At 36.7% G+C, this 25,279-nt stretch carries 22 protein-coding genes and 1 pseudogene; 6 read left to right on the forward strand and 17 right to left on the reverse strand.

Going from position 1 to position 25,279, the window contains the following annotated elements; translation table 11 throughout:
• Positions 1 to 308: 308 nt before the first annotated feature.
• The 4 genes and pseudogenes from ACOI1D_RS08820 to ACOI1D_RS08835 all read right to left on the reverse strand — a co-directional run.
• Positions 309 to 605 (reverse strand): annotated as a pseudogene (locus ACOI1D_RS08820) (ParB N-terminal domain-containing protein); the annotation flags it as partial.
• Positions 606 to 974: 369 nt separating this feature from the next.
• Positions 975 to 1,118, reverse strand: a complete 144-nt coding sequence (locus ACOI1D_RS08825) for a hypothetical protein (protein ID WP_422500907.1) — start codon at positions 1,116 to 1,118, stop codon at positions 975 to 977.
• Positions 1,119 to 1,241: 123 nt separating this feature from the next.
• Positions 1,242 to 1,598: an HNH endonuclease gene (locus ACOI1D_RS08830; RefSeq protein WP_422500908.1), complete on the reverse strand. Its 357-nt coding sequence runs from the start codon at positions 1,596 to 1,598 to the stop codon at positions 1,242 to 1,244.
• A 98-nt stretch (positions 1,599 to 1,696) separates the two neighbouring features.
• A complete protein-coding gene (locus tag ACOI1D_RS08835; protein WP_422500909.1) occupies positions 1,697 to 1,957 on the reverse strand; it encodes a hypothetical protein in 261 nt (86 codons plus the stop codon).
• Positions 1,958 to 2,249: 292 nt separating this feature from the next.
• Here ACOI1D_RS08835 and ACOI1D_RS08840 point away from each other — a divergent pair, with 292 nt between their 5' ends.
• Positions 2,250 to 2,777 carry a helix-turn-helix domain-containing protein gene (locus ACOI1D_RS08840; protein ID WP_422500910.1) on the forward strand — a complete coding sequence of 176 codons (528 nt, stop codon included), beginning with the start codon at positions 2,250 to 2,252 and terminating at the stop codon, positions 2,775 to 2,777.
• A gap of 159 nt (positions 2,778 to 2,936) precedes the next feature.
• Here the strand turns inward: ACOI1D_RS08840 and ACOI1D_RS08845 are convergent, their stop codons facing one another.
• The 6 genes from ACOI1D_RS08845 to ACOI1D_RS08870 form a co-directional block, all read right to left on the reverse strand.
• Entirely contained in the window at positions 2,937 to 3,497 is a 561-nt protein-coding gene (locus tag ACOI1D_RS08845) for a hypothetical protein (RefSeq protein WP_422500911.1), read from the reverse strand.
• Positions 3,498 to 3,507: 10 nt separating this feature from the next.
• Positions 3,508 to 3,744, reverse strand: coding sequence for a hypothetical protein (locus ACOI1D_RS08850; RefSeq protein ID WP_422500912.1), 237 nt, complete (start codon positions 3,742 to 3,744; stop codon positions 3,508 to 3,510).
• Between the two features lie 182 nt (positions 3,745 to 3,926).
• Positions 3,927 to 4,088 (reverse strand): hypothetical protein, encoded by a 162-nt coding sequence (locus tag ACOI1D_RS08855; protein WP_422500913.1) that lies wholly within the window; start codon positions 4,086 to 4,088, stop codon positions 3,927 to 3,929.
• Between the two features lie 266 nt (positions 4,089 to 4,354).
• The gene (locus ACOI1D_RS08860) at positions 4,355 to 4,909 is read right to left on the reverse strand and encodes an REP-associated tyrosine transposase (RefSeq protein ID WP_422500914.1); all 555 of its coding nucleotides are present in this window, start codon (positions 4,907 to 4,909) and stop codon (positions 4,355 to 4,357) included.
• A gap of 2 nt (positions 4,910 to 4,911) precedes the next feature.
• The gene (locus ACOI1D_RS08865; protein ID WP_422500915.1) at positions 4,912 to 5,499 is read right to left on the reverse strand and encodes an ATP-binding protein; all 588 of its coding nucleotides are present in this window, start codon (positions 5,497 to 5,499) and stop codon (positions 4,912 to 4,914) included.
• A 140-nt stretch (positions 5,500 to 5,639) separates the two neighbouring features.
• Positions 5,640 to 6,602, reverse strand: coding sequence for a ParB N-terminal domain-containing protein (locus tag ACOI1D_RS08870; RefSeq protein WP_422500916.1), 963 nt, complete (start codon positions 6,600 to 6,602; stop codon positions 5,640 to 5,642).
• A 175-nt stretch (positions 6,603 to 6,777) separates the two neighbouring features.
• On the opposite strand from ACOI1D_RS08870, the gene ACOI1D_RS08875 reads away from it, so the two are divergent.
• From ACOI1D_RS08875 to ACOI1D_RS08885, 3 genes are all read left to right on the forward strand, one after another.
• The gene (locus ACOI1D_RS08875) at positions 6,778 to 7,710 is read left to right on the forward strand and encodes an MvdC/MvdD family ATP grasp protein (RefSeq protein WP_422500917.1); all 933 of its coding nucleotides are present in this window, start codon (positions 6,778 to 6,780) and stop codon (positions 7,708 to 7,710) included.
• 127 nt (positions 7,711 to 7,837) lie between these two features.
• Positions 7,838 to 8,752: a hypothetical protein gene (locus ACOI1D_RS08880; RefSeq protein WP_422500918.1), complete on the forward strand. Its 915-nt coding sequence runs from the start codon at positions 7,838 to 7,840 to the stop codon at positions 8,750 to 8,752.
• On the forward strand, positions 8,753 to 9,208 hold the full coding sequence (locus ACOI1D_RS08885; protein ID WP_422500919.1) for a hypothetical protein: 456 nt from the start codon (positions 8,753 to 8,755) through the stop codon (positions 9,206 to 9,208). It begins immediately after the preceding gene.
• Between the two features lie 72 nt (positions 9,209 to 9,280).
• On the opposite strand, the gene ACOI1D_RS08890 is transcribed toward ACOI1D_RS08885, so the two are convergent.
• The 4 genes from ACOI1D_RS08890 to ACOI1D_RS08905 all read right to left on the reverse strand — a co-directional run bounded on the left by ACOI1D_RS08890 (position 9,281) and on the right by ACOI1D_RS08905 (position 15,558).
• A complete protein-coding gene (locus ACOI1D_RS08890; protein WP_422500920.1) occupies positions 9,281 to 9,679 on the reverse strand; it encodes a hypothetical protein in 399 nt (132 codons plus the stop codon).
• 151 nt (positions 9,680 to 9,830) lie between these two features.
• Positions 9,831 to 13,451 carry a recombinase family protein gene (locus ACOI1D_RS08895; protein WP_422500921.1) on the reverse strand — a complete coding sequence of 1,207 codons (3,621 nt, stop codon included), beginning with the start codon at positions 13,449 to 13,451 and terminating at the stop codon, positions 9,831 to 9,833.
• A 121-nt stretch (positions 13,452 to 13,572) separates the two neighbouring features.
• The gene (locus tag ACOI1D_RS08900; protein ID WP_422500922.1) at positions 13,573 to 14,400 is read right to left on the reverse strand and encodes a recombinase zinc beta ribbon domain-containing protein; all 828 of its coding nucleotides are present in this window, start codon (positions 14,398 to 14,400) and stop codon (positions 13,573 to 13,575) included.
• Positions 14,401 to 14,670: 270 nt separating this feature from the next.
• Positions 14,671 to 15,558, reverse strand: a complete 888-nt coding sequence (locus ACOI1D_RS08905) for an Abi family protein (protein WP_422500923.1) — start codon at positions 15,556 to 15,558, stop codon at positions 14,671 to 14,673.
• 453 nt (positions 15,559 to 16,011) lie between these two features.
• Here ACOI1D_RS08905 and ACOI1D_RS08910 point away from each other — a divergent pair, with 453 nt between their 5' ends.
• A complete protein-coding gene (locus tag ACOI1D_RS08910) occupies positions 16,012 to 16,818 on the forward strand; it encodes a hypothetical protein (RefSeq protein WP_422500924.1) in 807 nt (268 codons plus the stop codon).
• Between the two features lie 157 nt (positions 16,819 to 16,975).
• On the opposite strand, the gene ACOI1D_RS08915 is transcribed toward ACOI1D_RS08910, so the two are convergent.
• On the reverse strand, positions 16,976 to 19,135 hold the full coding sequence (locus tag ACOI1D_RS08915; protein WP_422500925.1) for a hypothetical protein: 2,160 nt from the start codon (positions 19,133 to 19,135) through the stop codon (positions 16,976 to 16,978).
• 359 nt (positions 19,136 to 19,494) lie between these two features.
• Here ACOI1D_RS08915 and ACOI1D_RS08920 point away from each other — a divergent pair, with 359 nt between their 5' ends.
• Positions 19,495 to 19,746: a helix-turn-helix domain-containing protein gene (locus ACOI1D_RS08920; protein WP_422500926.1), complete on the forward strand. Its 252-nt coding sequence runs from the start codon at positions 19,495 to 19,497 to the stop codon at positions 19,744 to 19,746.
• 123 nt (positions 19,747 to 19,869) lie between these two features.
• Here ACOI1D_RS08920 and galE read toward each other — a convergent pair whose 3' ends face one another.
• Positions 19,870 to 20,850, reverse strand: a complete 981-nt coding sequence (gene galE, locus ACOI1D_RS08925) for a UDP-glucose 4-epimerase GalE (protein WP_422500927.1) — start codon at positions 20,848 to 20,850, stop codon at positions 19,870 to 19,872.
• 511 nt (positions 20,851 to 21,361) lie between these two features.
• Positions 21,362 to 24,997, reverse strand: coding sequence for a recombinase family protein (locus ACOI1D_RS08930; RefSeq protein ID WP_422500928.1), 3,636 nt, complete (start codon positions 24,995 to 24,997; stop codon positions 21,362 to 21,364).
• Between the last annotated feature and the right edge of the window lie 282 nt (positions 24,998 to 25,279).

The following is a 25,279-nucleotide window of genomic DNA, read 5'->3' on the forward strand; positions in this document are numbered from 1 at the left end:
ATTTTCTTCAGTTACCTCTATTATAATCGGAACAGGAAAGTATGTCACATACTAGAAGAAAATCTGTCCTCCCGCTTTTTTGATTATTACTACTAATCGTTAAAAAGTTGGATAATCAGCAGATTAAGAACCGCCAAATTCAATTTAATCTAAACTCTAAAAATAAATTTCCAAAGCAAAATTAAAAAGCTGCCAGCTCCCGTAGCACATCCATAGCGCAACCAAAACTAACAGCCTACAATTTTTCCAATACCATTATTCGACATCATTCGCCAAATATCGGGAAGTGACAGGCACCAGATCTAATGTTCCCAGTCGCCGGTTACTTTATTAAGCGCAACGTTAAGGGCCTTCTCCTTTTCAGAGGAAAGTTCAATAACCACACACTCGACCTGTGAATGTCCTTCATCTACAAGAACTTTGTATCGTTGATGGCCACCGACGATGTTCCCGGTTTCTTTATTCCAGATGTTCGGTTCCACATAACCAAATTCAGCCATGGACCGTTTCAGTTTGTCATATGCTGGATCGCCCGGTTTTAAATCCTTACGTGGGTTATACTTGGCCGGTTTGATTTCGGATACCGAGATTTTTCGGATTATCATCTCTTCACTCATCTTTTCAACTCCTTGACTCGATTATTTTTGAACATCAAAATAGCCCGAGACCTAGTCTTCGAGCCTAAACGTGTTGAAAACACCTGCAAATTGAGCTGTTTTCTACTTGCTATTCAATTGGTTACTTCTTTATTTAGGGAAACTAATTAATACTGTAACCCTAGTTCTCATACGGTTTTTGGCTTACTTTCATAAAATCATTGCCAACTATAAAACCGCTTAGATACCCCCTTGTGATTTTTGCGAATTAGCTCGCGTTACCCTAGCGCGTTGTCGCTCCAAGAGGTTTGGTAAGATGCTAACCCCCTAGGGTTGGTTATAGCTGACTTGAACTTTTGTTAAATCTTTATGCTGAGGTTACTTTCTTTGATGCCTTTCTTTAAGATCCCTAAAGACTTCTTCTCCGTCTAATAACTCTTCTCTGTTTTTAAGCTGAGCTTCTGCTTCAGCAAGCTTTTGATATAAATCTAATTTAGCTGACGACTTTTCATTTGTTTCCATACTCTAGTCCCCCTGGTTATATTCACAAGCTCCATGAACAATGATTACAATTAGCATAGCATATGGTAGGAAAATAAGTTACTTCTTGATTCAATAGCTATTCTCAATTTTTAAGTAACGATTTCATTTACAAGCATTCCCAAATCCACCATCTTCAAGGGCTGTCTTCTTACTGTGACACGTTTTACAAAGACCCTGCCAGTTGCGCTTGTCCCAGAAGAGTTTCACCTCACCACCATGTGGAATGGTATGATCCACTTCTGTTGCTGGTGTTAGTCTATCTTCTCTTCGGCAATGAACACACAGAGGATTTTCTTTTAAGTATGCTTTACTCACCTTGCGCCACTGATAGGTGTATATTTTAGAGCTGGACTTGTTCTGTTCTTTTGTTATTTGCTTTTTATGTTTGTCGCAATACCTGTCAACACCAAGCTCATGACAAGCCGGGTGGCGACAGATTGTTTTTGGTTTCCATGGCAAGTGAAGACACCTCAATCCATAACAAAAGCCCTTAGAGAGATATCCCTAAAGGCCACTTTAATATTGATATATTTTGATGAACAGAGTTTCTAGAATCATTAATAGGTTCTAAACTGTTCAAGCTCTTTAGTAGTCAATGACTCTGGACTTTTTCCATTCTCTTGACACCATTTATCCAAATCACGAAAACGTAAATTTGGAACCTTAACATTTGGCGTTGTATAAATTCCACTTGGGAATGCTTGATCCATATCGTCGGTGTATGTTGTGTTTCTTTTCACTTTTTCATCCCCTTTTCTATGTGCACGAATACCAGTTGGGACAGATTCAAAAACAAAACTTTTTAACTTCGACACCATTGAACACCTTCTGGCATATAATCATGGACTAGCTTTATTGAAGACATAGTTGGAAAATTAAAATAGGGAGGAATCCCACCTCTTGCTTGTATAGCTCCAAGTTTTAAATAATACCTATCATTAAAGTTTCTCTTTGCAGATAATCCTATATACACATCATAACCAAGTTCAAAGCTTTGGTGTATTGCAAAACATAATAAAGCCTCTTCGCTATTTAATGTTTAGTTTAAAGTCTCATATAGCTGTCAATACTAGGTAAAACCTATTAAAATACCTAGGAGCTGATTGCTTTATGAGAGATTATCAGGAAAAATATAATGTATTTGAATCTGCATTAGAAATACCAGAGCCATGGTATGTTTTTCACCATGAGTTGGCTAAAGAAGAAAAGACACGTCACATTTATCTTGAATATAGAAGAGGTGCCGAATTTTCATGTCCTGATTGTGGGGCACCAGGATGTAAAGTTCATGACATTCAAGACCAAGATCGTACATGGAGACACCTCGATTTTCAGCAATACCAAACAACGCTTCACGCAAGAATGCCACGGGTCAAATGTGAGTCATGTGGAAAAATACGAACTGCTATCATCGATTGGGCGCGACCAGGTGCTGGCTTTTCCACACTTTTTGAATATCATGTATTGTCATTGATGGTTGAAATGCCAGTTGCCGCAGTTGCTCGTAAGGTTGGGGAACATGATACCCGGCTTTGGCGAGTCTTTAAGCACTACGTTGATAAAGCAGTTGAAAATATTGATTTATCCAACTTAAAAAGTGTGGCCATGGACAAAACCTCTCGTTACAAGAGGTCATAATACGTTACATTATTTGTTGATGCGGACACCAAATGAGTTATTTTTGTCACGACTGGCAAAGGGTCAGATGTATTATCGGGGAGTTACAGGCACCAGGTCTAAAATCGCCTTTTCCTTTGGTAACGCTTCGCAGATTATTTTTAGACCAACTAAAAATCTTTACCTATAGCTGCTAAAAAGCCACTTCCAACTGCTAATTACTAAACCAGGATAGCTGTTCAATATCTTGGTTAGTCTCGGAATTGTACGGCTTAATAGTTTTTTTTCTTTGGTAAATAACTTATCTATATCATGTATATCACAGATTGTGTAGAATTGTTTATTCGGAATTAGATATACTAAAACTTTTTTGTTCAATTTAACCAGGTTGTTTATGTTGTTTAAGGTTCCTTTACTTTTACCATTCCATATCATAAATCCATAATCTGCAGCTTTCGCCATTTCCATATCTTTAGCTGCATAAAAATCAAAGCCCTTAACACCTGGCTGAACATTTACGCTTTCAACTTTCCACCCACCAATATTATTTCTAGCTTTTCCGTTTGACGCAAAAACTTTAACAGCGTTGTAATTAACCGAATTAAAAAAACTTTGGATTTGCTTATCAATACCATTGGCATCTCCAACTAAAATTTCAAAGTTATTATTAACAAGGTTGTTCAATCTTTCTTTTACATGTTTGTTTAAGCTAGAAACAGCTCTTGGTCCTGCTATAAACACATTCATTTTATCACCTTCTTGTCTTAGTAACCGTTAATACATAAATATTCCCAACATTTGGATCACTATTCAAAACATTGTAAATTTCACCTAACGTCCTACCTGATTCAAATAAATCATCTAAGATAAGTAGATTCACCTTTCTTCTAAATTTACCATTTCTAACAATAGACCCCTCAATTTCATTTTTTTGATGGGCTAAGTTTTTAGATTGTATTGTACTGTTCTTTTCAATAACGTTAAACAAAACTCTTTTATTTAGGTACACTCCGATCTTTTTACTTATCTCATATACCGGTTGTATTTTTCTTTCGGTGGAAGGGGGTGCAGGAATAATGAAATCTATTCTATCTTTTATTGACCATTCATCTAGAAATGGAGCTATGAGTTTAACTATTTCTTCAACTTTAGACGGGTTGTTGTGATATTTCAGTTCATAAAGCAGCTCCCCAATATTAGTTCTTTTTTTGTATCAAATTGAGGATGTCCAAATTGGTCTTCACCTAGATAAACACTATACAAAACATGGTAATCAATTGCATATCCATCTACCCAATTTCCCACTAATTTGATTGGATTAATTCCGTTCATAAATCTTCTCCCCTAATTTTATCATATAATTCTAAAAAAGTTATGTTACATTGCTTAGAATTAACGTGAATCATTACTGACCAATGTACAATCACTTTCGCTTTCATGGATATTACTATATTACGACAAAATAATAATTTAGTTTCATTAATTCTATGAATTCACAATTATTATTTTAGTTAGTCTGAAGCAAAGCAAGTCACTCCCGGTAGGGATTTTTATCTTTTGAAAATATTTCTCCTTTATCAGTAGCTACACTAGATAATTCAGACGAAATTAGACACTTTAGCAACAAACTCCTGATACTTTTTCCTCTTCTCCATCTCATTCCCAGAGAAACAGTCCAATATAAGATTCATGGATACCATCTGATGACTCAACATATGCAAGTAATAGTGGTAACTACTCCACTGATAGGACTCGGCAGTTCTAACCATACCAGCCTTGACGGGGTTTAAATGAATGTAGCGACTAATCTCTAGCATTCCTTGTTTAGAATTAATGATTGAATCATAATACCTTTTTTCGAAAACATGGCCTGTGATGCCATTCTTCGTATTGTAATAATCCGCATAGCGTTTGTTTAACAGTGACATTACTTTGGAGATAGGTTGCTCTTTGGAGCGCATCTGCAGGTGGAAATGGTTGGTCATTAAACAATAAGAGGCCAGTTCAAACGGGGCTTTCTCTTTGACTGCTGTAAGCATATGTAGGAAGGTTTTAAAATCTGACTCGTCTTTAAAAAGGGCGTCTCGCCGATTTCCTCGACAAACAATATGATAGAAGTAATTGGGTTGCCAAATTCTTGTTTTCCTTGCCATTTCTATTTTACCAGCCCCTTCTGCACCTTGGAACTTTGCGAGCGTCGCATTGTTACAGCTTCCCAGATTGCTTCATTTGTTATATGTTCATCCAAACTTAAATCCGATATCGTTCGAGCTAGACGGATTACTTTCATTTGCACCCTCGCACTCCAGTTATGTTTACTTGACCACTGTTGCATCATTTTTTGTTGTTCATCGTTTAACTGACAACACCCAAGCAACTTTTCGTTTGAGACTTTCGCATTACTGGTTCTGTTCCCGTACCGTGTATATTGTCGCTCCCGGGCGATGGTCACGCGGTCTCTAATAACGATCGAAGGTTCATTATGATCAATTATTTCCTGATCCAATGAAACAGTTTCTAGCTTCAACAAAATATCTATTCGATCCTGAATCGGCCCGGATACTCGATTCGTGTAGGCGGTGATTTGTTTAGGTGTACATGTACAATAAAAATGTCTTGACCCTAAATAGCCACATGGGCAGGGATTCATCGCACCTAGTAAAAGAAATTGCGCAGGATACGTTACAGTTGAAGCAGCCCTACTAATCGTAACTTTTCCTGTTTCCATCGGTTGCCGCAGCATCGCCGTGGAGCTGAATGGATAAAAATTTATATATAGAAATGGATAAAAAATAAGGATCTATATATTGTGAGCTCCTTGTTTTTGAGCAACTAAAATAGCCCACCACCAATTTATTTAACGTATGAAGCTTTGAGACTTTACTAATGTTCCAATCTTTCACCGTCTTCATCTTCTAAATTTTCACGAGCCTGTTCATGCTTAGGAAAGTCCGACCATTTTAGTGGAGGGTTCAATATTAATATTAAGCTCCTGAGTGATTTAGTCAGTTTACCTTTTTGCTTATCTGATAGATAGTCCACGTAATATCGGTTGCGAAATATCCTCTCTATTTTCTTTATTAAGACCAATGTTAGATTATGCATAAATGTATGATTGCTTTTAGTGTATCCAGCTTTCAAACTACTTTCACTGACAATTTCTTTCACAGTTTCATAGTTTTTAGTGTGCTGCTCGATTATCTGGTCAATACATTCTTTTGTATTTTCCTCCGGTATATCCTTAAAAGCATTTTCATTGGTAGCTTTTTTTATGATATCAACAGTGGACTTATTGATTTGTCGATCTATATACTTATCAGCAATGTAATTTTTAGTTTCCTCACTTATATTTAATTTATGAATATCAGTAAATGCATGCCTACCAGCACCAGTTTGCTCTCCTCTTCTTATCCACTCTGGATTAACTTCGGAGCCTCGTATATATTTCTTTATAGTCTCTTCAGTGACATCACAAAGGCTTGCAATTAACCTGGCATCGTAATTTTCATTTTCTAATAGTCGGTTAATCATTCTTTCCAACTGGTATGCAGTTCTCTTCTTAGTGTGTAACTCTATCCCTAACCTTTTAACGATTCTTTCCTCTTCTGATGATAGCTTTTCTACATTACATTCAGCATCTTCTATTTCTAAAAACTCAAGGGCATAAAAGCGACGGTACCCTTCCACTAACACATATTGATTCTTACCTTCTTCCTCAACAATTAACGGTATTTTTAGTCCTTGTCTATTAATGCTTAATTCTAAACTTAAATCCTTCTCACTTTTTCGATAACTTGTTTCCAACCTTATCTGGGAAAGTTTTATCTTCTTTGGCTGCTTGCTCATGTTGAACCACCCATTTCACTTTTATTAATGGGTATTCAGCGAGTAGTTTGTACTATTACAATATTTAACAAGATTTTTCAAACCATGGCCAAAAGCCCAACACCTGTTACGTGATGAGTTATATGTCTAAATACTGTATAATTATGATTACAAATACTATTGGAGGCAATTAAATATGTATATTTTAATTATAACGAATTCGATGGACCTTACTGTCGATAGTATTATCCATCGCTTCAGTGATAAAGTTTGTTTTTTTCGTTTTAATACTGATAAATTTAATGACTATGAAATAAAGGTTACTAATGACGATACAGTTGTTTTAAATACAATAACAAACGTTTCAATTAATATTAATGATTGCCATGGGGTTTATTATAGGAAGATTACTTTACCTGATCTTCAAGGATTTGATGCAAAATATAGAAATTTAATGTACAAAGAAATGATGACTATAATAGAAGGAATAGCAGAAAATGCTGGAAAAGTGGTATTAACAAGACCTTCCATTTTAAAAAAAGCCGATAACAAAATTGTTCAACTACATGTTGCAAAAGAAGTTGGTTTTACGGTTCCACCCTCTCTACTTACCAATTCAAATAGATCGGCCCGAGAATTTGTAGCAACTCAAGAGAGCTCAATTGTAAAACCTATATCGGTAGGAAGAATAAATACAAGCCAGACCGTTAATTTCATTCAAACCAATAAAGTCAAAGATACAGGAAACGTCGAAGGACTTGAATTTTCACCTGCCTACTTTCAAACATATGTGGAGAAAGATTATGAAGTCCGATTAACCATTGTGCACGGTAAATGTTTTGGTGTTAAAGTGGAATCTTCGAATAATGTTGACTGGCGTAAAAAAGATGCCAAGGTACACTACAGTAAAATTAAAGTTCCAGAGGATATTGAGAAAAAATGTTATGAAATGATGGACAAGCTCGACATACATTTTGCTGCATTTGATTTCATAGTAAATAATCAAAAATATGTCTTCTTAGAACTAAATGCAAATGGTCAGTGGCAGTGGCTTGAGGAAAAGCTAAATCTAGGTATTTCAGATAAAATTGTGAAGTACTTAACTGGAGAAGATAAGAATGAGAAGTAAAATACTATTATTCCTTTGCAAGATTGTATCGTATAGTCCTATTTTAAGAGTATCCGATGATTTGCGATTTGGTGAAATTAAAGAAAGTTCCCTAGGGCGAATAAGGATTTCTTTCCTAAGTTTTAATTTGGGTAAGAGGATCATTCATTTAATTACTTTTTGCACTAAAACTAAGGAAATAAAAATTGCAAAAATAATTAAATTAGAGGAAGTGTGTAATTATCCCAACGATGAAGCAGATGAAGCTTATGATACCTATAAGGTGGAACTTGAGACAGTTAATGATGATAAAGTTTTAATTCACAAAGAAGCACTTATGTACAAAATTAACCAGTTGGAAGGCACAAAGAATAAAACATTCAATAAATATGTTGCTTACATAGCAATAATTGCTTTGATATTGCCTCTATACGGGACACAATTGGGGGAACTTCATAATCTCACAGATGATTATAAGCTATTATTTTTAGTTGCTCTCGTCTATGTTCTAGTTAATTTACTCTTATTTTTCAATGACTTTATGAAAGTCAGAGGATATAATAGAACCCTGTTTAGCACAATCCGGAACTCTGATACGCCAATGAAAGAACTTACCGAGTTACTCTATTACGAGTGGCGCACCATTAAAAGTGAAAGTAACTTTCAGGTCACTTTAATTAAAAATATAGAAAAGTATATGATATGGTTTGTCATAATTAGCGTGTTGCTTCTTGCTTCTCATACTGCTGAACAACATATTTCAAAAGTGCACAGTAGTATAGATATAGAAACAAGTAGTTCGCCATCGACCCTTATCCATTTAGCTGAGTCCCAGTCTAATGGTGATTTTCTGAAGATTAATGATTTAGAGCTTACTAACCTAAAAAAACGATTGTTATACAGCAATATTGATAAGCTAATAATTTTGTATAATGAAGAAACTTCTAGCTTTTCAGCTTTAGTGAAATTCCTAGATATGTATAATGACGGATCTGCTGATATAATAGAATTAAGAGATACCAACACGCAATTGATTTCAGTTATAGTAATTGAGGAGGATTAGATGAAGAAGCCGTATATTAGCCTATATGCTGAAGAGTACCCAATACAAGAGAATATTACCTTGGTTTATGACCATATGACTCAAGTGAATTACTTGGATAAAGAAAAAACAATACACGCTGCATTTTTTGGACCTCGCGATAAATCAATTGAAACAAGAGTTATTGAAAATAGTGATGATGATGAAAGTTACGCAGGGCCTAATACTACAAGAGAAACTGCTACCTTAGAAGACACTGATGAAGATAACTATCAATTTTTAGGGCCAAATACAACTGAACTTAGTGAAACCGTAGAAAACGGAGACGACGTTGAATGTCAACTCGGCCCACCCACTACTAGACAAACTTTTGTAGTTGAAAATGATGATGATGATGAAATGCTAATGGGCCCTGACACTACTCGTATTACTAAGACATTGGAAGCTAGTGATCCGGATGAGTATCCTATCCTTTAGACTTTCTCCTTCTTATAAAATAAAAGAGAACCATCGTATTTAAAGTACGATGGTTTTACTTATAGAGGTTTTTTATCGTTTATGATTAATTGAGTCTTCAAAATCTACTTCTCTTGCAGCTATTTTGACAGAGACCAAGTCAAAGAAATTAGTTACCCATTCTCTTGGCTTATTATAGATAGTATAACAATTATCTTTTGAAAAACCTCCACATTCACTACACATACCTAGTAGATATTCATGTTTAACTTCTTCTGTCGGAATAAAAATAGAAGATTCTAACTTAAATTCAGGTTTAGGTAGATTCAGGATCCCGTATGAATAAAAAAAGTTGCCTGGTTGAACCATTAACCAAGTCCAACAGTAGTCTTGGTCAATTAATTTAAACTTAATATCAACATCTAGGATATGTTCTGCTTTTACAAGATTTGAACGCCCTCTAACAATTACTTCGCTAATTTCAATTTCCACCTTCTTACCCCCAGTAATAAAATATAAAATCCATTTCTATAATAGATTAATAGAATTTTACTTCTAAATAAATACTTTAAACAAAAATTTTACTTTTAAACAAGATTCACCCACCATGCGGCTGCATTAGCCTACTCAGTCGGTTCAATCATTACTTCTTCACCATATAATATTTATGCTTTCTTTGACGTTGGGGCAAGAATTTCTTCTGCAGCTTCCCCTCTTCGATTAGTGGTAGTACAATGCTTTTTCGGAAATAGGAAGCTGATATCGTCATCACCGTGTTCATAAACTCCAAGATTTCTCCCCACATCCGTGGTTCTTCACAATACTCCAACAAAGCTATCACTTCCGGCCCATTCAAAAACTGATCCTGCTTTTTCTTACGTTTAGCGTGGCGTCTCGCTTTCTTTTCCTCTAAAAGCTGATGTCGGTAGCTTTCATATCTTTCATCCGTAGACCAATCTATTCCCATACTGAAATGGTAAACTACCTTTCCATCCTTATAGACCTTGGCTTGCTTGACAAACTGTGAGTAAAGCTCTGCAGGGAATACATGCTGCTGTTCCTCATGCATCTTTTTCACTTGCTTCATCAGCTCTTTGTTTTCATTTTTGTATTGCTCCGCTAGCTTTTTACGGTCGGAGAAGGTTTTCAGCTGCTTATGCAGATTTACTAACTCTCCGCTTAAATTATCTACCCTTTTTGAATCTTGCCCGTCTTGATGAAGCTCTTCATCCACTGCTTCATACAGTGCTTGATTCAACTGCTCAATTCTTTTTCGAACCTCTTCTTCTTGAATCAGTTCCTGGGCACTTAACTCCGTTTGAGAAATGACCTTATTTACTTCTGCCTGAAATGCCTCATTTTGATGAAGTTCCTTTAACACGTTAGTGAAGTGCTGTTCATAATAGGTCTGTTGAAAACGATGGGATGAACAGCCATCGACAGCATAATATTTCTGGGCTAGCCTACATACCCATCGGTGAACTTCGTGTTCTTCATCTGCTCCACGTCGTTCTATAGTTCGTTGATGACTAAAACCATTTCCGCATTCTCCACATTGAAGTTTATCTATAAAAGCTTCATTTTTATTATTGTTTTTCGAGTATTTTTTGTGATTACGAGTCTTAAAAGCTGTCGAACGCTCCTCGATGATTGCTTGCACAGCCTCCCATTCTTCCGGATCAATGGTGGCTTCATGATGACCTTCAATATAGTATTGAGGTAACTCTCCTTGATTGGTAGCTACCTTTTCTTCTACTGTATCTAGCATAAAGTATTTTTGATAGAGATAGTCCCCTTTGTAGACGACATTTGTTAGGATTTCCTTCACAGTGCTTAAACTCCAAATCTCTTTTCCTTGTGGGGTAGGGATTCGGTCATGAGTTAGCGATGTTATGATTTGCGTATAATTTTTCCCTGCTTGTATATCAGCATAAATGCGACGTACGATTTTGGCCTCTTCTTCAACGATAAGCCATTGATGCTTCTTTCCAATCCGATAACCATAATTGGCATTTCCTACTTTAATGATGCCCCGTTTTGCCTGACTTCTTTTCCCCCAGGCGATGGAGTTTCCGATGTTGATACTTTCCTCTTGAGCAATACTTCCGAAAATTGTAATCATCAGCTCACTGTCGGCATCTTCTGTATGAATGTTCTCTTTCTCGAAGAAAATGTGCACGGGTTTAGTAAGAGATCTCAATAAACGAATTGTCTTTAACGTTTCTAAAGTATTCCGGCTAAACCTTGAAATTGACTTACAAAGGATCAAGTCAATATTTCCTCGGATACATTCATCAATCATTTTTTTGAAATCTGTTCTATTTTTAAGCGACTTTCCAGATATCCCTTCATCCGCAAATATCCCGGCAAATTCGTATTTTTTGTCTTTGAGAATTAAATACGTATAGTATGCGACCTGTGTCTTATAACTAGTTAGCTGCTCTTCATTATCTGTAGATACCCTACAATACGCTGCAGTTCTTAGTGGTTTTGTAACCTGCTGGGTTGTGGTAGATGAAGGATGGTCAAGTAAGTTTTTTTCTATGGTCTTCAACATGCCTTTCCCTGTTCCCGGCTCAATTTTTATGACTTCTCGTTCCATAAGGCCTTGCATATTTTCCTCACTCCTTCCTTTTAAATTGCCACTTGCATCAATGATCTGATACAGTGGCTCATGCTCATTTTGCTTTTGAGACTTTTTCATGGTTTGACTTTCAGGAGTTCTATCCTTTTTTTGAGGCTCTGGCATCTCTCCTACGATCGTTTCGGTTCCATCAATCCACTCAATGAGATAATCCTTGGGCGAGTAAATTACGACTCCCATCACCCACGCCTTAAGCAGCTCTATCGTGATTTCTTCTAGAAACTCATCTGGATTTTGCACCGCATCCAACCAACTCAATGTTTTGTTGCGATACGGACGGTCATCTTCGATCCTGGCGATGTGTTGTTCAAATGCTTTATACTCTTGCTTTACTTTGGCCAGATCTCCCCTCCCTTCTTTTGCTAACTCCAGTTCAGCCATCCACTTTAATCGGTGAAACTCAAAATGATCCTTCTGATTAATCTCTTTCAATACCTTCTTGGCCTCATCAAGAACAGAAGGGTTAGTCATATCAAACTTCTGTTTAATTCCCTCCAGCAACAACCCTCTCAAACGATCTTCCCTAATAGATGAAAAATCACAGGCACCGATATCACTCGTGTTACATTTCCAATAGTTCACCCCTCTTGTTGGATAGTTACTTAGTCGATAGCCACATCGGTGACAGTTCATTCTTCCTGAAAGACAATGCTTTTTTCCCTTAGGTCCTGTGTCCTTCTTCTTAGGCTTAATTTCTTCTAAGCGTTTCTGTGTCTGTTCAAATACTTCCATACTGATTATTGGAGAGTGACAGTTTTCGATCGCAATTTCATCTCTACTATGTTTGGTGGTTTTATTGGTGAAAAGATCTTTGGTTCGTACTCTCGTTAATTTGTTTCCAGTATAGGTTACGTTCGTTAGGATATGTTTTACGGTCGACCCTCTCCACAGGTCTTTCCCAACCGATGTTTTTATCCCTTGACTCACCAATTCACGCGCAATTTCAGCCATAGTCATCCCTTGCAAAAACAAGTCAAAAATACGACGAACGATCACTGATCCTTCTTCATTAATTTGAGGGGTATTGCGTCCATCTTTTTTGACCAAATCATAACCGAGCATCTTATTGTAGCGAGGGATGCCATTCTTGAAGTTCTTTTCAAATCCCCACCTGGTTGATGTAGAAATGGTCTCGATTTCTTCTTGAGCAAGTGCGGCATACGTACTTAAAAGAAATTTATTATATTCAATGGAAGTATCAATATGCTCATTTTCAAAGTGAATTCCAACATTAAGCGAACTCAGTTTTTCAACGATTGACAGCAATTCTTCCGCATTTCGTGACAGGCGTGAGACATTCTTGGTCAAAACGAAGTCTACTCTACCTTCTTCACAATGACGAAGCAGCCGCTGCAATCCTCGCTGTCCTTTAGCGCTAGTTCCACTTGTCCCGTTATCGACATACACCCCGACAAACTTCCAATTGGGCTTTTCTCGAATCAGATGGGTATAGTGGCTCACCTGATTTTCAATTGACCGTAATTGCACCTCTAAAGAAGTACTGACTCGGCAATAAGCGGCGACTTTCACCTGTTTTTCTCCATTCAAAGGACTTTCTTCACGGGTCTTCACTGGATCCCATAACGTTCGGACCCATATACCTTTTTGAAATTCATTCAACATAAAAACCCCTTTCCCATAAGTCATAGTGGCTCGTGTCCATCTATCACTCACATCCCGATAAATTTCAAGTTCTTTTTTCGGGTGGAAAGAGGTTTATATTTATTCGATTAGATATAGCTTATTTCTTTTTGGGTGTCTTTCGTTCTCTTGCACAGATGGACCGTTTCACCCCGCACTTAAACTGAAATTCAACCATCCGCTCTTTGTAAATAATGCCCCGCTCGATTGTGTTTTTGAAAAGCTTCACATCAAAATCATCTAGTTCTTCGGTGGTTTCTAGTAAATCTAGATGGGATTGTAGTTGCTTTTCTAAATATAGTTGCTCTTGCATGTTTTCCTCTAGGCTGTCCCGCTCCTGTTGAAGAATTTCTTGTTCGTAGATCAAATGCCTTAATGTCGCATCGTAAATGGCGTCGGTTGTTGCTGATTCTTTTGCAGCTAGTTCACTGATTCGATTGGTTACCGCTTCGATTTGCATGTTTAGCTCTTCCAACCGCTGTTGTTCTGGTGGTGAAAGGGATGCTTTTTCGATGGCTTGTTGTGCTTCTAGCCTTACTTCATGAAGGTTTTCTTTCATAGCCTTCATAATTTTCATAAAGGCATTTTCTAGATCAGTTTCCTGGACATAGCTCGTTTTACAGTCCTTATAGTCTGGATCTCGTCCTGCGGTCACTCTGCATTGCCAACCTGAAATGTAATACTTCTCACCTTTCCTACTTGAAGTCATTCGCCTTCGTATCACCGGCCTTCCACATTCTCCGCAAAAGTACTGGTTGGAAAAAGGGCTGACATTACTATAATTCTGTCGATATTTTCTATCCGGATCCCGTAACATTAAATTTCGCCGTTTGAGTTCTTGTTGCGTTGCTTCAAATGTCTCTTCACTAATGATTGAAGGATGGGTGTTCTTCACAAAATATTGCGGTTGGATGTCGTGGTTTCGCACGCGCCTATGCGATAAAAACGCCGTGAGGACGAATGGATAAAAAGTTTAAACTATAGATGCCCTATAGAGCAGAGTTTGTAGCAGAATTATATGCAGTAATCTCTATATTTGAGCAAAAAAAATAAGCCGACACGTTTAAGTGATGAGCCTATCAATCAAAATAAAACACCCTGGATCGCTCCAGGGTCAGGCCTGTAATGTTACGCATCGTTGAGAGGCTCACAGGAACTGTTATTATATATTATTCAACAAAAGCTTAAAACTTAACCACTATTTATAATTTAAAAGTTTTTCCCAATCATCGGGAAACCCATAGTGCGATAACTTTACAAAGGGATACTTTACAATCAACTCTTTAAATTTATAAATAAAGCTATCCATTATTACTTCATCACCGATTAGCTTATTCATGACATAAATATAGGTGAATATTTGCTTTGTTTCTTTATTTAAATCTAAATTATATCTCTTAAATAGCTTCTTATCTTTGGGTGATAACTTAGGTACATAAGTTATATACCTATTATATAGCCGGCCTCTGTGAGCACAAATATTCCGAAGTATCACAAAACCTTGTAACCAATTCTCAATATAATAATAAGGGATTGGCGAGTAATGTTCTTTGCAAATATGCACTTTAATATCCTCATGAAGGTTTTTAAACCCCCTCGATAAACATCCAAAGGACATTAGCTCTACAACAACCCAGAATGGAAATTGTTTATTATAGTTTTCATTATGATGTTTGATAAAAACTTCATTTCTTTCATCATCTTTAATACGCTTTATTTCTTGATAAAATATATCATAGTGCCTTGCATCTACAAAATTATCCTTATCCATATATCCCAATGGACCATATTTCTCAGAATGAAAATACCCAAGGTGCGCCCTAAATGAAACCTCAATATTCTCTAAGAAATATAGCAATAGACTTCTTAACTCTGCATCAAAATTATAAATCTGCATGACTTGTTCTAAAGTAACATTTTTATAAAACTCATCATTTTTTCTCAATGTTAAAGTATAACCACTTAATCTATAATAATTAACGTGAGATAAGACACTATATGCATAGGATCTATCGTCTACTGTTAATCCTCTATCTATTAATATATCTATCTGTTCATTTACAGACTTAAAAGGCTTACTTTCCATAATGATCTCCTAACAAAAAAGGCCCACCTTGTTACGCATATAACACAAATGTGTTACCTAGGCTTGGCGGGATCGGTTAAATTAATAATATCATACCATTTTGCAAAGGGCAATAGATCAATGTAGATCTTGTTATTATGCCTGCACGTTTTTTCTGTTTTTCTTTAGGTCTTTATAAGACTTACTATGAAACGGTGTTTTGCCATATTTTACGAGTTTCTTCTATTATATTATGTATCTATTTATATAAAGAGGCTCCACTGCATTTATCCTTGTCCACCTACCAACCACACAACCAAAATGGTGAATAGAGGTGACAAGTAGATCACAGTGGATCAAAGTCCTGTTAACAAAAAACAATTACCCGTAAAATAATTCGTTATCACACTATAACCTTACTATAGTCACTATTATGCAATATAATAAGTCTATAACCAACAAGGAGGTTAAGACTTGGAAAATTTGCAATTGCTATCATTGTTTAATCAGAGGTACCGACTAGATGAAGTAGATATGCTACACAGTTTTTCAAAACTTGAGTACAAAGGAAAAAAGTTATTCTATTACATCATAAACAGCTTAGTTACTGAATTGAAGTTAGAAATCGAGAATAACCCAAATGACAACGAACATCTAAGGGATTTATTTCATAAGATCTCAACGATGCAAAATCATGAATCAATTGAAGATATTACATGGTTGGCTTTAAATGATTATTCTCAAGATTTTCTTTTACTTAAATTTGCTGAGGTCTATGACATTCTTGATGATATTCGCTGGACGCAATACAAATCTCAAAAGAATCAACGGGAATTAATTTCTTATCTTGCAGAAAATTGCCTACCTCAGATCAATGATGGTCTTTCAAAGCTAGGATATAAAATTGTAGAAATAGATAAGGAAATTGTAGTAACGCCTTTACAGGATAATCTTGATCATGTAATTTACCGTTCTTTAATGGAATCAATAATAGAATGGAAGGGCATACCAATTTGCAATCATTGTAATGAACTTATCTTAGAACCAAACCCTGGCCAAAAAGGAAGGCTCATCAAAAACCTTCCTGTTTATCATAATGAGTATCAGAATAATAAAGATTGCAGGCAAGAACATGATTTTAATCGCCGAGCGAATAATCAAAGAACCTATCGTAGACGCGAAAAATTGCACTCCCTTTTATATAGTAGAGCAAATGACGAAAGCGAAGTTAAGATCGATTACAAATCACTTTCTTGTCCACGGGCGGGGTCTGACGCCTGAACTTATACAACTGGTTAGATTCTGTGGCTGATTGATGCGAGAGGTAAAAGATTAGTACCATCCAGATAATTACAGTGGATAGTACAGGAACCTGGGCACTATAAAAAAGATTTTAAGCTGGTAGCGATTTACTCCATACCCAGCTCCTGCATTCCCTTTACTTCTTCACATCATAATCATGGATCCACCCCGTAATCATCTGGTCGTTAGTTTCTAATTCTACCTGATATCTGATGAATTCCATGGATCCCATTGGGTATTTCTCAATTGCTAATACAGTTGCACTTGTTATTTCTTCAGTTCGGATAATTATATCTTCACTGTCCCAGGATTCACTTTTGCTTGAAACGTCACCAACAAATTGAATCTCAGCACCTACTTCAATTGATTCTTTCGGATTTAAATAAGTGTCTGCAATATCAATTACATAATCATAGCCTTCCAATCCAACCTCTTGATCCGCTTTACTCCAGTCTCCCTCCGTAGCGAAAACAATTCTGCCTGCACTATAGTTTTGCTTTATCTCATCATCTTCCCGATAAGCAAAAATGGTTAAGGCATCTGCCTCATGCTTTTCGTATAAGTTTTTCACTACATGTTTTAAATTAAATTCCAGTTCTTGCTTCGATAAACCCAATGGAACAGAAATACTTACTCGATGTCGTGTCGCACTCAATAAACTGATATCTGTTTCCTCTATAATCTCATAACTAGTTTCAAAACTTTTTGTCATTTGCAAAACAGTTTCAATATCACTTGTTACTTCCTTTTCTGCCTGGGTTTCCTCTTCTGCTTCTTGGGTAGATTCTTCTTTCTCTATTACCGCCTCTTTATAGACAAGGTTATTGCCCGGATTGACCGATATGATCTCTCCATTTTCCAACACCCAATGCCCATCCATTCGATTGATATTACCTGATACAGTAACAACAGATCCTGGTAAGAGTTCTGTATCAAGTTCATCTAATTCTACGAGTACACCATAGTCTAGCTTTTCATCATCATTCAGAATGTCTGCCCATGTTTCCTGTTCATAATTATCTATAGTTCCGTATAGGTTTATTTCGGGACCACGAAACCAGCCCCCTTGATCAATCCCATCCTTTACTATCACACCTTGCCATGTTGCTTTTCTCCCTTTGACTAAGTCCCAAAAATCTTCATGAATGTAAGAATAATATGTATTAGTAATGTCCTCTATATTATTAATTACTTTTTCAAAATCAAAAGCGAAACTGCTTTCTACAATTTCTCCGTCTTCCAACACCCAATGCCCATCCGTTCGACTGATATTACCTGATACTGTGACAAGAGATCCTGGTAAGAGTTCGGTCTTGAGATCATCTAATTCTACCAGGACACCATAGTCTATCTTTTCATCATCATTCAGAATATCTGTCCATGTTTCCTGTTCATAATTACCTATTCCACCAAATATATTCAATTTAGGGTTCTGGAACCAACCGCCTTGATCAATTCCCTCTAGCACCACTACACCCTGCCAAGTCACTTGTTTACCTTCAATACGTTTCCAAATACTCGTTTGATCAAGGGCTGATTGAAAGATATGGGTTAAGTTCATCAGATCATTTAAATCATAAATGATTTCTGGCTCAGTCGTATTTTTAGTTTCGTCATTATCTTCAATCTCGTTTTCAATACCGCTTTCCGTAGAAACTTCTTGACCTCCCCTTTCTTTGTCTAGCTCTACACTACCTTCAACCGTTTCACTTTCGTATTCTTCTTTTTTCTTTTCTTGTTCGTGATCACTTTTCATTTCAACATCTGGTTCTGTCTTCTTTGCTACATCCCTTTCCGTAGTATTTGTTATTAAACCTGGATTTGGTTGGGATGTGATAATAATTAACGAAATGAGCATCACTACGAAAAGACCACCCCAAGTCCCAAGGTTCTTCATCGTACTCTTCTTTAAAAATCTTCTTACTAAATGGAAACCAAACATGACTACACATAAAAACATCATCATCATAGTAATTAAGAATAAAGCTGTTAAGATAGGTAATCCTCTTTCCATCATATTAATAACGAGCAGGAATATAGTGAAAGAGAACAGTAACATGAATCCCCATAGACGTAGACGGATTTCTACTGGCCGTTTTTTAAATAACCTTAAATAAGAAAGGTATAGAAACATGACAAAACTAACTATACATATCATCAAAGCTGAAAAAATCGATATTCCTGTAAAGTATGACCCTCCAAATCCTGCAAAGAAGGAGAATAAGGATATTGTAAAGACTGTAAATACTCCGTAATTTCTTTTTATTACTTCCATTCCTTTGAATATATATTGCATGATTTGGGTTCCTCCCAACTTAGATACTCACTCCAGTTTTCATTTATCAAACATATTTTAACACAAATTCTAAAAATTCCGTCTAATATCAATCCTTTACCTTCTCATATTGATTCACTGGTTTTTTCCTATCATAATTCTGCTTCCTTGAATTAATCTTCAATACTTTCTCTTTTAATCACTTACGACATATTGTTACAAATTCCGAGTGGTGAGATTAGAACTGCTGGTACAAGCGCTAATGGAATCTGTCCCCATTACTTAATTTAAAAAGTTTAAAATTCCCCCAAAATCCTTCGTGCACACTATGGAGCATTTGTTGTCTGCACTAGATAATAAAGTGTAGAAAGGGAGATTGTATGAGTAACGGTGACTTTTATAAATTATTTGGGGATTACATCAGAGAAAGAAGAATAAAGTGTGGTTACACCCAAGAGGCATTAGCATTAGAAATGAAAGTGGCAACAAGTACACTTGAAAAAATTGAACGCGGGGAATCTAATCCAAAGCATGACACTATTTGGAAACTGGCCATAACTCTTAAACTAGATGACATTTATAACAACTACATAGAGTTTTGGAAAATAGTTCATCAACCTCCTTCCAAATAAGTAAATAATTGATGTGCAATCAATTATCTATTCTCCCTTCATTCTGACAAACCTACCGCTGATTAAGCCCACCACTAATTATTAGATGATGAGCTAAGATTTAATTTTTAAAACCTTTATTGTTTAATATCCCTTTGGATTATTCCGATGCCAGTTCCATGCATCTTTAATAATCTTTTCTAATGAATCAAATTGTGGCAACCAGCCTAATATCTGTTTAGCCTTATCAGAAGAAGCTATTAAAGTTGCTGGATCACCTGATCTTCTTTCTTTTAATTCAGCAGGTATAGAATGCTCTGTTACTTTTCTTGCTACATCAATCACTTCTTTTACAGAGTATCCATTCCCATTCCCAAGGTTGAATACATCACTAGAGTTATCTTTTCTTAAGTACTCTAATGCTAAATAATGAGCAGATGCTAAGTCCATCACATGGATATAATCTCTCACACATGTCCCATCATCGGTAGGATAGTCATCACCAAACATATAGATTTTATCTCTTTTCCCTAAGGGCACTTGAAGAATTAGTGGAATAAGGTGAGTTTCAGGACTATGGTCTTCGCCAATCGATCCACTTTCATGGGCTCCAGCTGCATTAAAGTATCTTAAGGATACATATTTAGTTCCATAAGCCTCACCAAACCATTTCATCATCTTTTCCATAGCTAGTTTGGTTTCACCATAGGTATTGGTTGGTTTGGTTTCATCTTCCTCCAAAATAGGAATATTTTTAGGTTCTCCATAAGTTGCAGCAGTGGATGAAAAAACAATTTTGCCTACATTATAATCTCTCATGATATCTAAAAGACACATCATTCCATAAACATTGTTATGATAGTATTCCAAAGGATTTTCCATACTTTCTCCAACTAATGAGTTCGCTGCAAAATGAATGACAGCCTCAATATTATGCGTTTTAAAAACGTTATCCAAAGCTTCTTTATCTCTCAAATCGATCTTATAAAAATAATTTGCACCTACCGATTCCCTATGCCCACTTTGCAAGTTATCAACAATGACAACCTCTTCATTTTGATCTAAAAAATATCTTACTGTATGTGAGCCGATGTAGCCTGCTCCACCTGTAATTAATATAGCCATGCTGTTTCATCCTCCTCAATCCAACCTTATATCTTGTTTAAAATCAAATATTACTTCTGCCCGTTTGAAATCAGCATACTTAGTCTTCAAGTTGAATGCTGAATACCTCCGTAAGATCGTCAATTATGAATAACTCATTATTTTCCTATAATACTATGTTACTAGAAAAAAGACTACCAACCAGATAATATTGTATCTTTGGGGATCACCGGATTATAGTCATACAAGAAACACTCAACACCTTTAATCCCACACCCTTTTAAAAATTCTTCTTGTTCCGCCTTTTTCATCGCTACTGTTTCTTATACTCGGAATACGTTTCTATGTCCATTCAATTCCTGCCTGAAGCTTATATCGGACCTTCCCGTCTTTATAGAAGTCTATCATTTTTAATGTAAAATCTATCATTAGTTTAGTATTTCTTGCTAATAAGGACTTAAAACGCAAAAAATGGCCCATCCCCCATGAATGGAGATGAGCCTAATATATCATTTTTCCTCTATTAAATTTTTCAAACAGCAAAACCATTATCCTTACTAAGCTGATAATGAAACACTTCTCTAGTTCCGCCCTTTTCCGGTGCTTTGAATCTTTCTAGTTTACCTTGCTTCATTAATGGTCTCAATAAGACTTGGAAGATGTGCGAATCAGAAATGACCATCCTCTCATTCATAAAATCTACAATCTCTTTAAGTGCTTTTGGCTCCACGCAATATACTAGTAGCTCTGCCACTTCAGGCCCTTTAAGAAGCGCCTCATGTTTTTCCTTCGTTTGCTGCTTCTTTTGCTGACTTTTTATTTCTACATAATCAGTATAGGTTCCTGGCATTTTTTGTTCCATTTCAAATATGAGATGGTAGGTGACCTTTCCATCTTTACACACCTCTGCACGACTAATAAATTCTTGAAACAACTCTTCTGGAAAGTCCTCGCTTGCTCCTTCCACATACTTTTTCACCTTTTTCATAATTTCCTTAAACATTTTGCTTTCATGTTCCACACGTCTTTCGCTTTCACTAAAGTGCTTCAGTCGGTCATGCAGCTCCACCAATTCTTCCGTCAGTTTATCCACCAGCTGCGTGTTTTGGCCGCTTTCATGAATACCCTCTTCAACAGCACTGTACAAGGCTTGGTTTTGGTTTTCAACTCTTTCTTGCAAATCTGTTTTTTCTTGTTTCTCTTCATCCGTTAATTCCAGTCTCTTAATCCAGTGCAAGACGTCATTTTTAAAAGTCGGATCCGTATGAATTTGGTTTAAAAAGCGAATGAAGTTCCATTCCAAATAATCCTGGCGAATACGACGTGTATCGCATCGTTCATTTCTATATCTTTGATCATGGCGACAACACACCCAGAAGTGCGTTTCAAAAGGTTTTTTCCATCGTCTCTCTACATGCCGTCTATGCCCCATCAAATAGCCACATTCACCACAATAAAGTTTTTCAATAAACGCTTCATTTTTCATTTCATCTTTTTCATACTTGCGATGTCCATCTTTGATAAATCCTTTTTTCCGTTCTTCTAAAATATCCTGAACCCGGTCCCAGTCCTTTGGCTTAATGATCGCTTCATGATGATTTTCAATATAATACTGTGGTTCCTCTCCTTGATTACGGATAACCTTGGATTGTAGTGTATCAACGGTCACGTGTTTTTGAAATAAATAATCACCCTTATACACTTCATTTGTTAACATCGCCATCACTGATTTAGGATTCCAATAGTCTTTTCCTGTCGCTGTTTTAATACCATCACTGGCTAAGTCTTCACAAATTTTATTAACGTTTTTCCCGCTCAACACATCAGAATAAATACGTTGGATGACTTTCGCTTGCTCTGGCTGGATGTGCCACCGATAATCTTCGTCTACCCAATACCCATACGTAGCCTTTTTCCACCGGATAATTCCTCGTTTGGCCTGACTCCGATGGCCCCAAGCAATGCTCTTCCCAATATTCATCACCTCTTCTTGGGCGATTGCACCGTAGATAGACATCATAAGTTCTGATTGAGGATCCGATGTCCAAATATTCTCCTTCTCAAAATAAATATACACAGGGGTCGATAGTTGTTTTAGGTGCCGTGCAATCGAAAGGGTATCTAATGCATTCCGGCTAAAGCGGGAAATTGATTTTGTGATGATGACGTTAACAAGGCCTCGTTCACAATCCTTCAAGAGTTGGTTTAATTGATCTCGCTTTTCCAAGGAACGCCCTGTGATTCCTTCATCTGCATAGATACCTGCAAATTCGTAGGATGGGTCCTTCAAAATGAGATACGTATAGTATGCGACCTGTGTCTTCATGCTTGTTTTCTGTTCTAAGCGATCAGTTGAAACCCTGCAGTAAGCAGCTGTCTTGAGTGCTTTTGGGCGTTTCTGCAAATGATCAGACTTTTCGTTTCCTATTCGTGCATTCTCAATCGTTTGTAGAATAACCTTCCCCTCACCAGGTTCTATCTTTTGTACTTCTCGCTCAACCGTTGTATTCATTTCTTTTTCCCTCTTCTCTTTTAACGCCCCATGTTCATCGAGAAGGTTCAGTTCCTGATTCACCTCCTTCTTGGGACTTTCTTTTTTCATTTTTTCCTCTTTCTGAGATGAATGAATGGAGTTGCTTTCAGATAGTTGGCCAACCGTCAGGCTTGTCCCATCAAACCATTCAACTTGATAGTTTTTTTCACTTTCTATAGTGATTTGATGAATCCATGCTCGTAAATATTCCGTCGTTACTTTTTGATGAAACTCCTCCATAGACTGCAGTGTTTCTAGCCATTTCAATGTCTTCACACGAAAAGGACGATCATCTTCTATTCGAGCCACTTGTTTTTCAAAAGCTCGGTATTCATTTTCTAATGCATTTATCTTTTCTGGATCTTCATTACTTTCCTTTGCTATCTCCAATTCCGTTAACCATTTCAACCGATGAAATTCAAAATGATCCTGTTGATTTGTTGCTTTAAGGTCTTTCTGCAACTGGGCAAGGGTACCCGTTTGATCGAATTCATATTTTAAGCTCATCGCTTGTAATGCCATTTGTTTTAACTGCTCTTCATTTATATTTGGAGCGTCACATGTTTTTGCATTACTTGAAGCGCACTTCCAATAATCAATATGAGGACTGGGAAAAAATTTATATCGATATCCACAGGCATGGCAATATAGCTTTTTGGAGAATGCCGGTCGATTTCTTACCGTTGGTTTTCCTGTATTTCTCTTATTGCTCTCTATACGCCTCTGCACTTCATCGAATACTTCCCGACTGATGATTGGAGGATGAGTGTTTGCTATCTCAATCTCCTCTCGATCGTGATAAGTCATTTTGTGAGTGAAAAGGTCTCTGGTCGCGGTTCTTGCTATCATATTTCCTGTGTATGTGTAACTCTTTAGCATTTTTTTGATATTTGAAGGCAACCATCTATCTTTTCCGGTTGCTGTTTTTACTCCTTGCCGATATAATTCTCTTGTCATTTCTGTCCTCGACCATCCTTGTAGAAACCAATCAAAAATGTTACGAACAACCGCCGCTTCTTGGTCATTAATTTCTAGGGTACTTCCCGATTCATCTCGCACTAAGTTATAGCCATATAGTCTAGAGAACTTAGCTTCTCCTTTTTGAAACTTTTTCTCGTATCCCCATTTTGTAGAGGTAGATAGGTTCTCGATTTCTTCTTGGGCAAGGGCAGCATAAGTGGTCAGTAAGAAATGATTAAACGTAATAGATGTATCAATTTGTTCCTTTTCAAAGTAGATCCCCACATTTTTAGCTTTAAGATCCTCTACTATCTTCATCAAGTGTTCTGCATTTCTCGTTAAGCGCGATACATCTTTTGTAAGAATGTAATCGACTCTACCTTCGTCACAGTGGCGAAGCAACCGCTGTAGCCCTCGTTGCTTTTTAGCATTACTACCGCTCGTTCCACTATCAAAATACACACCAACGAATTTCCAATTTGGTTTACTTCTAATCAAGTGGGTATAGTGGTGGACCTGGTTTTCCAGCGAACGTATTTGTGCTTCAAAATCAGTACTTACTCGGCAATAAGCTGCGACTTTAACTTGCTTTTCTCCAAGGAGTGGACTTTCCTCTCTTTCCTTGACTGGATCCCATAAGGTACGCACCCACATACCTTTTTGAAATTCATCCATAATAAAAACCTCTTTCCTATAAGTGATAATGGTTCGTGTCCATCTATCACTCACATCCCGAGAACTTTCAAGTTCTTTTTCCGGGTGGAAAGAGGTTTATGTTTATTCGATTAGATTTAACTTAGTTCTTTTTTGGTGTTTTTCGTTCCTTTGCACAGATGGTCCGCTTCACCCCGCATTTAAAGTGAAATTCGACCATCCGTTCTTTGTAGATAATACCTCGCTCGATTGTACTTTTGAAAAGCGTAACATCAAAATCATTTAGTTCTTCAGCTTCTTCTA

Source organism: Virgibacillus sp. DJP39, from assembly GCF_049310925.1.
Lineage (GTDB): Bacteria > Bacillota > Bacilli > Bacillales > Amphibacillaceae > Virgibacillus_F.

Excerpts from the sequence above, each read along its gene's own strand:
- ACOI1D_RS08825 (WP_422500907.1), bottom strand. The coding sequence starts at position 1,118 with ATGGAAACAAATGAAAAGTCGTCAGCTAAATTAGATTTATATCAAAAG.
- ACOI1D_RS08835 (WP_422500909.1), bottom strand. The coding sequence starts at position 1,957 with ATGGTGTCGAAGTTAAAAAGTTTTGTTTTTGAATCTGTCCCAACTGGT.
- ACOI1D_RS08840 (WP_422500910.1), top strand. The coding sequence starts at position 2,250 with ATGAGAGATTATCAGGAAAAATATAATGTATTTGAATCTGCATTAGAA.
- ACOI1D_RS08855 (WP_422500913.1), bottom strand. The coding sequence starts at position 4,088 with ATGAACGGAATTAATCCAATCAAATTAGTGGGAAATTGGGTAGATGGA.
- ACOI1D_RS08860 (WP_422500914.1), bottom strand. The coding sequence starts at position 4,909 with ATGGCAAGGAAAACAAGAATTTGGCAACCCAATTACTTCTATCATATT.
- ACOI1D_RS08865 (WP_422500915.1), bottom strand. The coding sequence starts at position 5,499 with ATGCTGCGGCAACCGATGGAAACAGGAAAAGTTACGATTAGTAGGGCT.
- ACOI1D_RS08870 (WP_422500916.1), bottom strand. The coding sequence starts at position 6,602 with ATGAGCAAGCAGCCAAAGAAGATAAAACTTTCCCAGATAAGGTTGGAA.
- ACOI1D_RS08875 (WP_422500917.1), top strand. The coding sequence starts at position 6,778 with ATGTATATTTTAATTATAACGAATTCGATGGACCTTACTGTCGATAGT.
- ACOI1D_RS08885 (WP_422500919.1), top strand. The coding sequence starts at position 8,753 with ATGAAGAAGCCGTATATTAGCCTATATGCTGAAGAGTACCCAATACAA.
- ACOI1D_RS08905 (WP_422500923.1), bottom strand. The coding sequence starts at position 15,558 with ATGGAAAGTAAGCCTTTTAAGTCTGTAAATGAACAGATAGATATATTA.
- ACOI1D_RS08915 (WP_422500925.1), bottom strand. The coding sequence starts at position 19,135 with ATGCAATATATATTCAAAGGAATGGAAGTAATAAAAAGAAATTACGGA.
- ACOI1D_RS08920 (WP_422500926.1), top strand. The coding sequence starts at position 19,495 with ATGAGTAACGGTGACTTTTATAAATTATTTGGGGATTACATCAGAGAA.
- galE (WP_422500927.1), bottom strand. The coding sequence starts at position 20,850 with ATGGCTATATTAATTACAGGTGGAGCAGGCTACATCGGCTCACATACA.
- ACOI1D_RS08930 (WP_422500928.1), bottom strand. The coding sequence starts at position 24,997 with ATGGATGAATTTCAAAAAGGTATGTGGGTGCGTACCTTATGGGATCCA.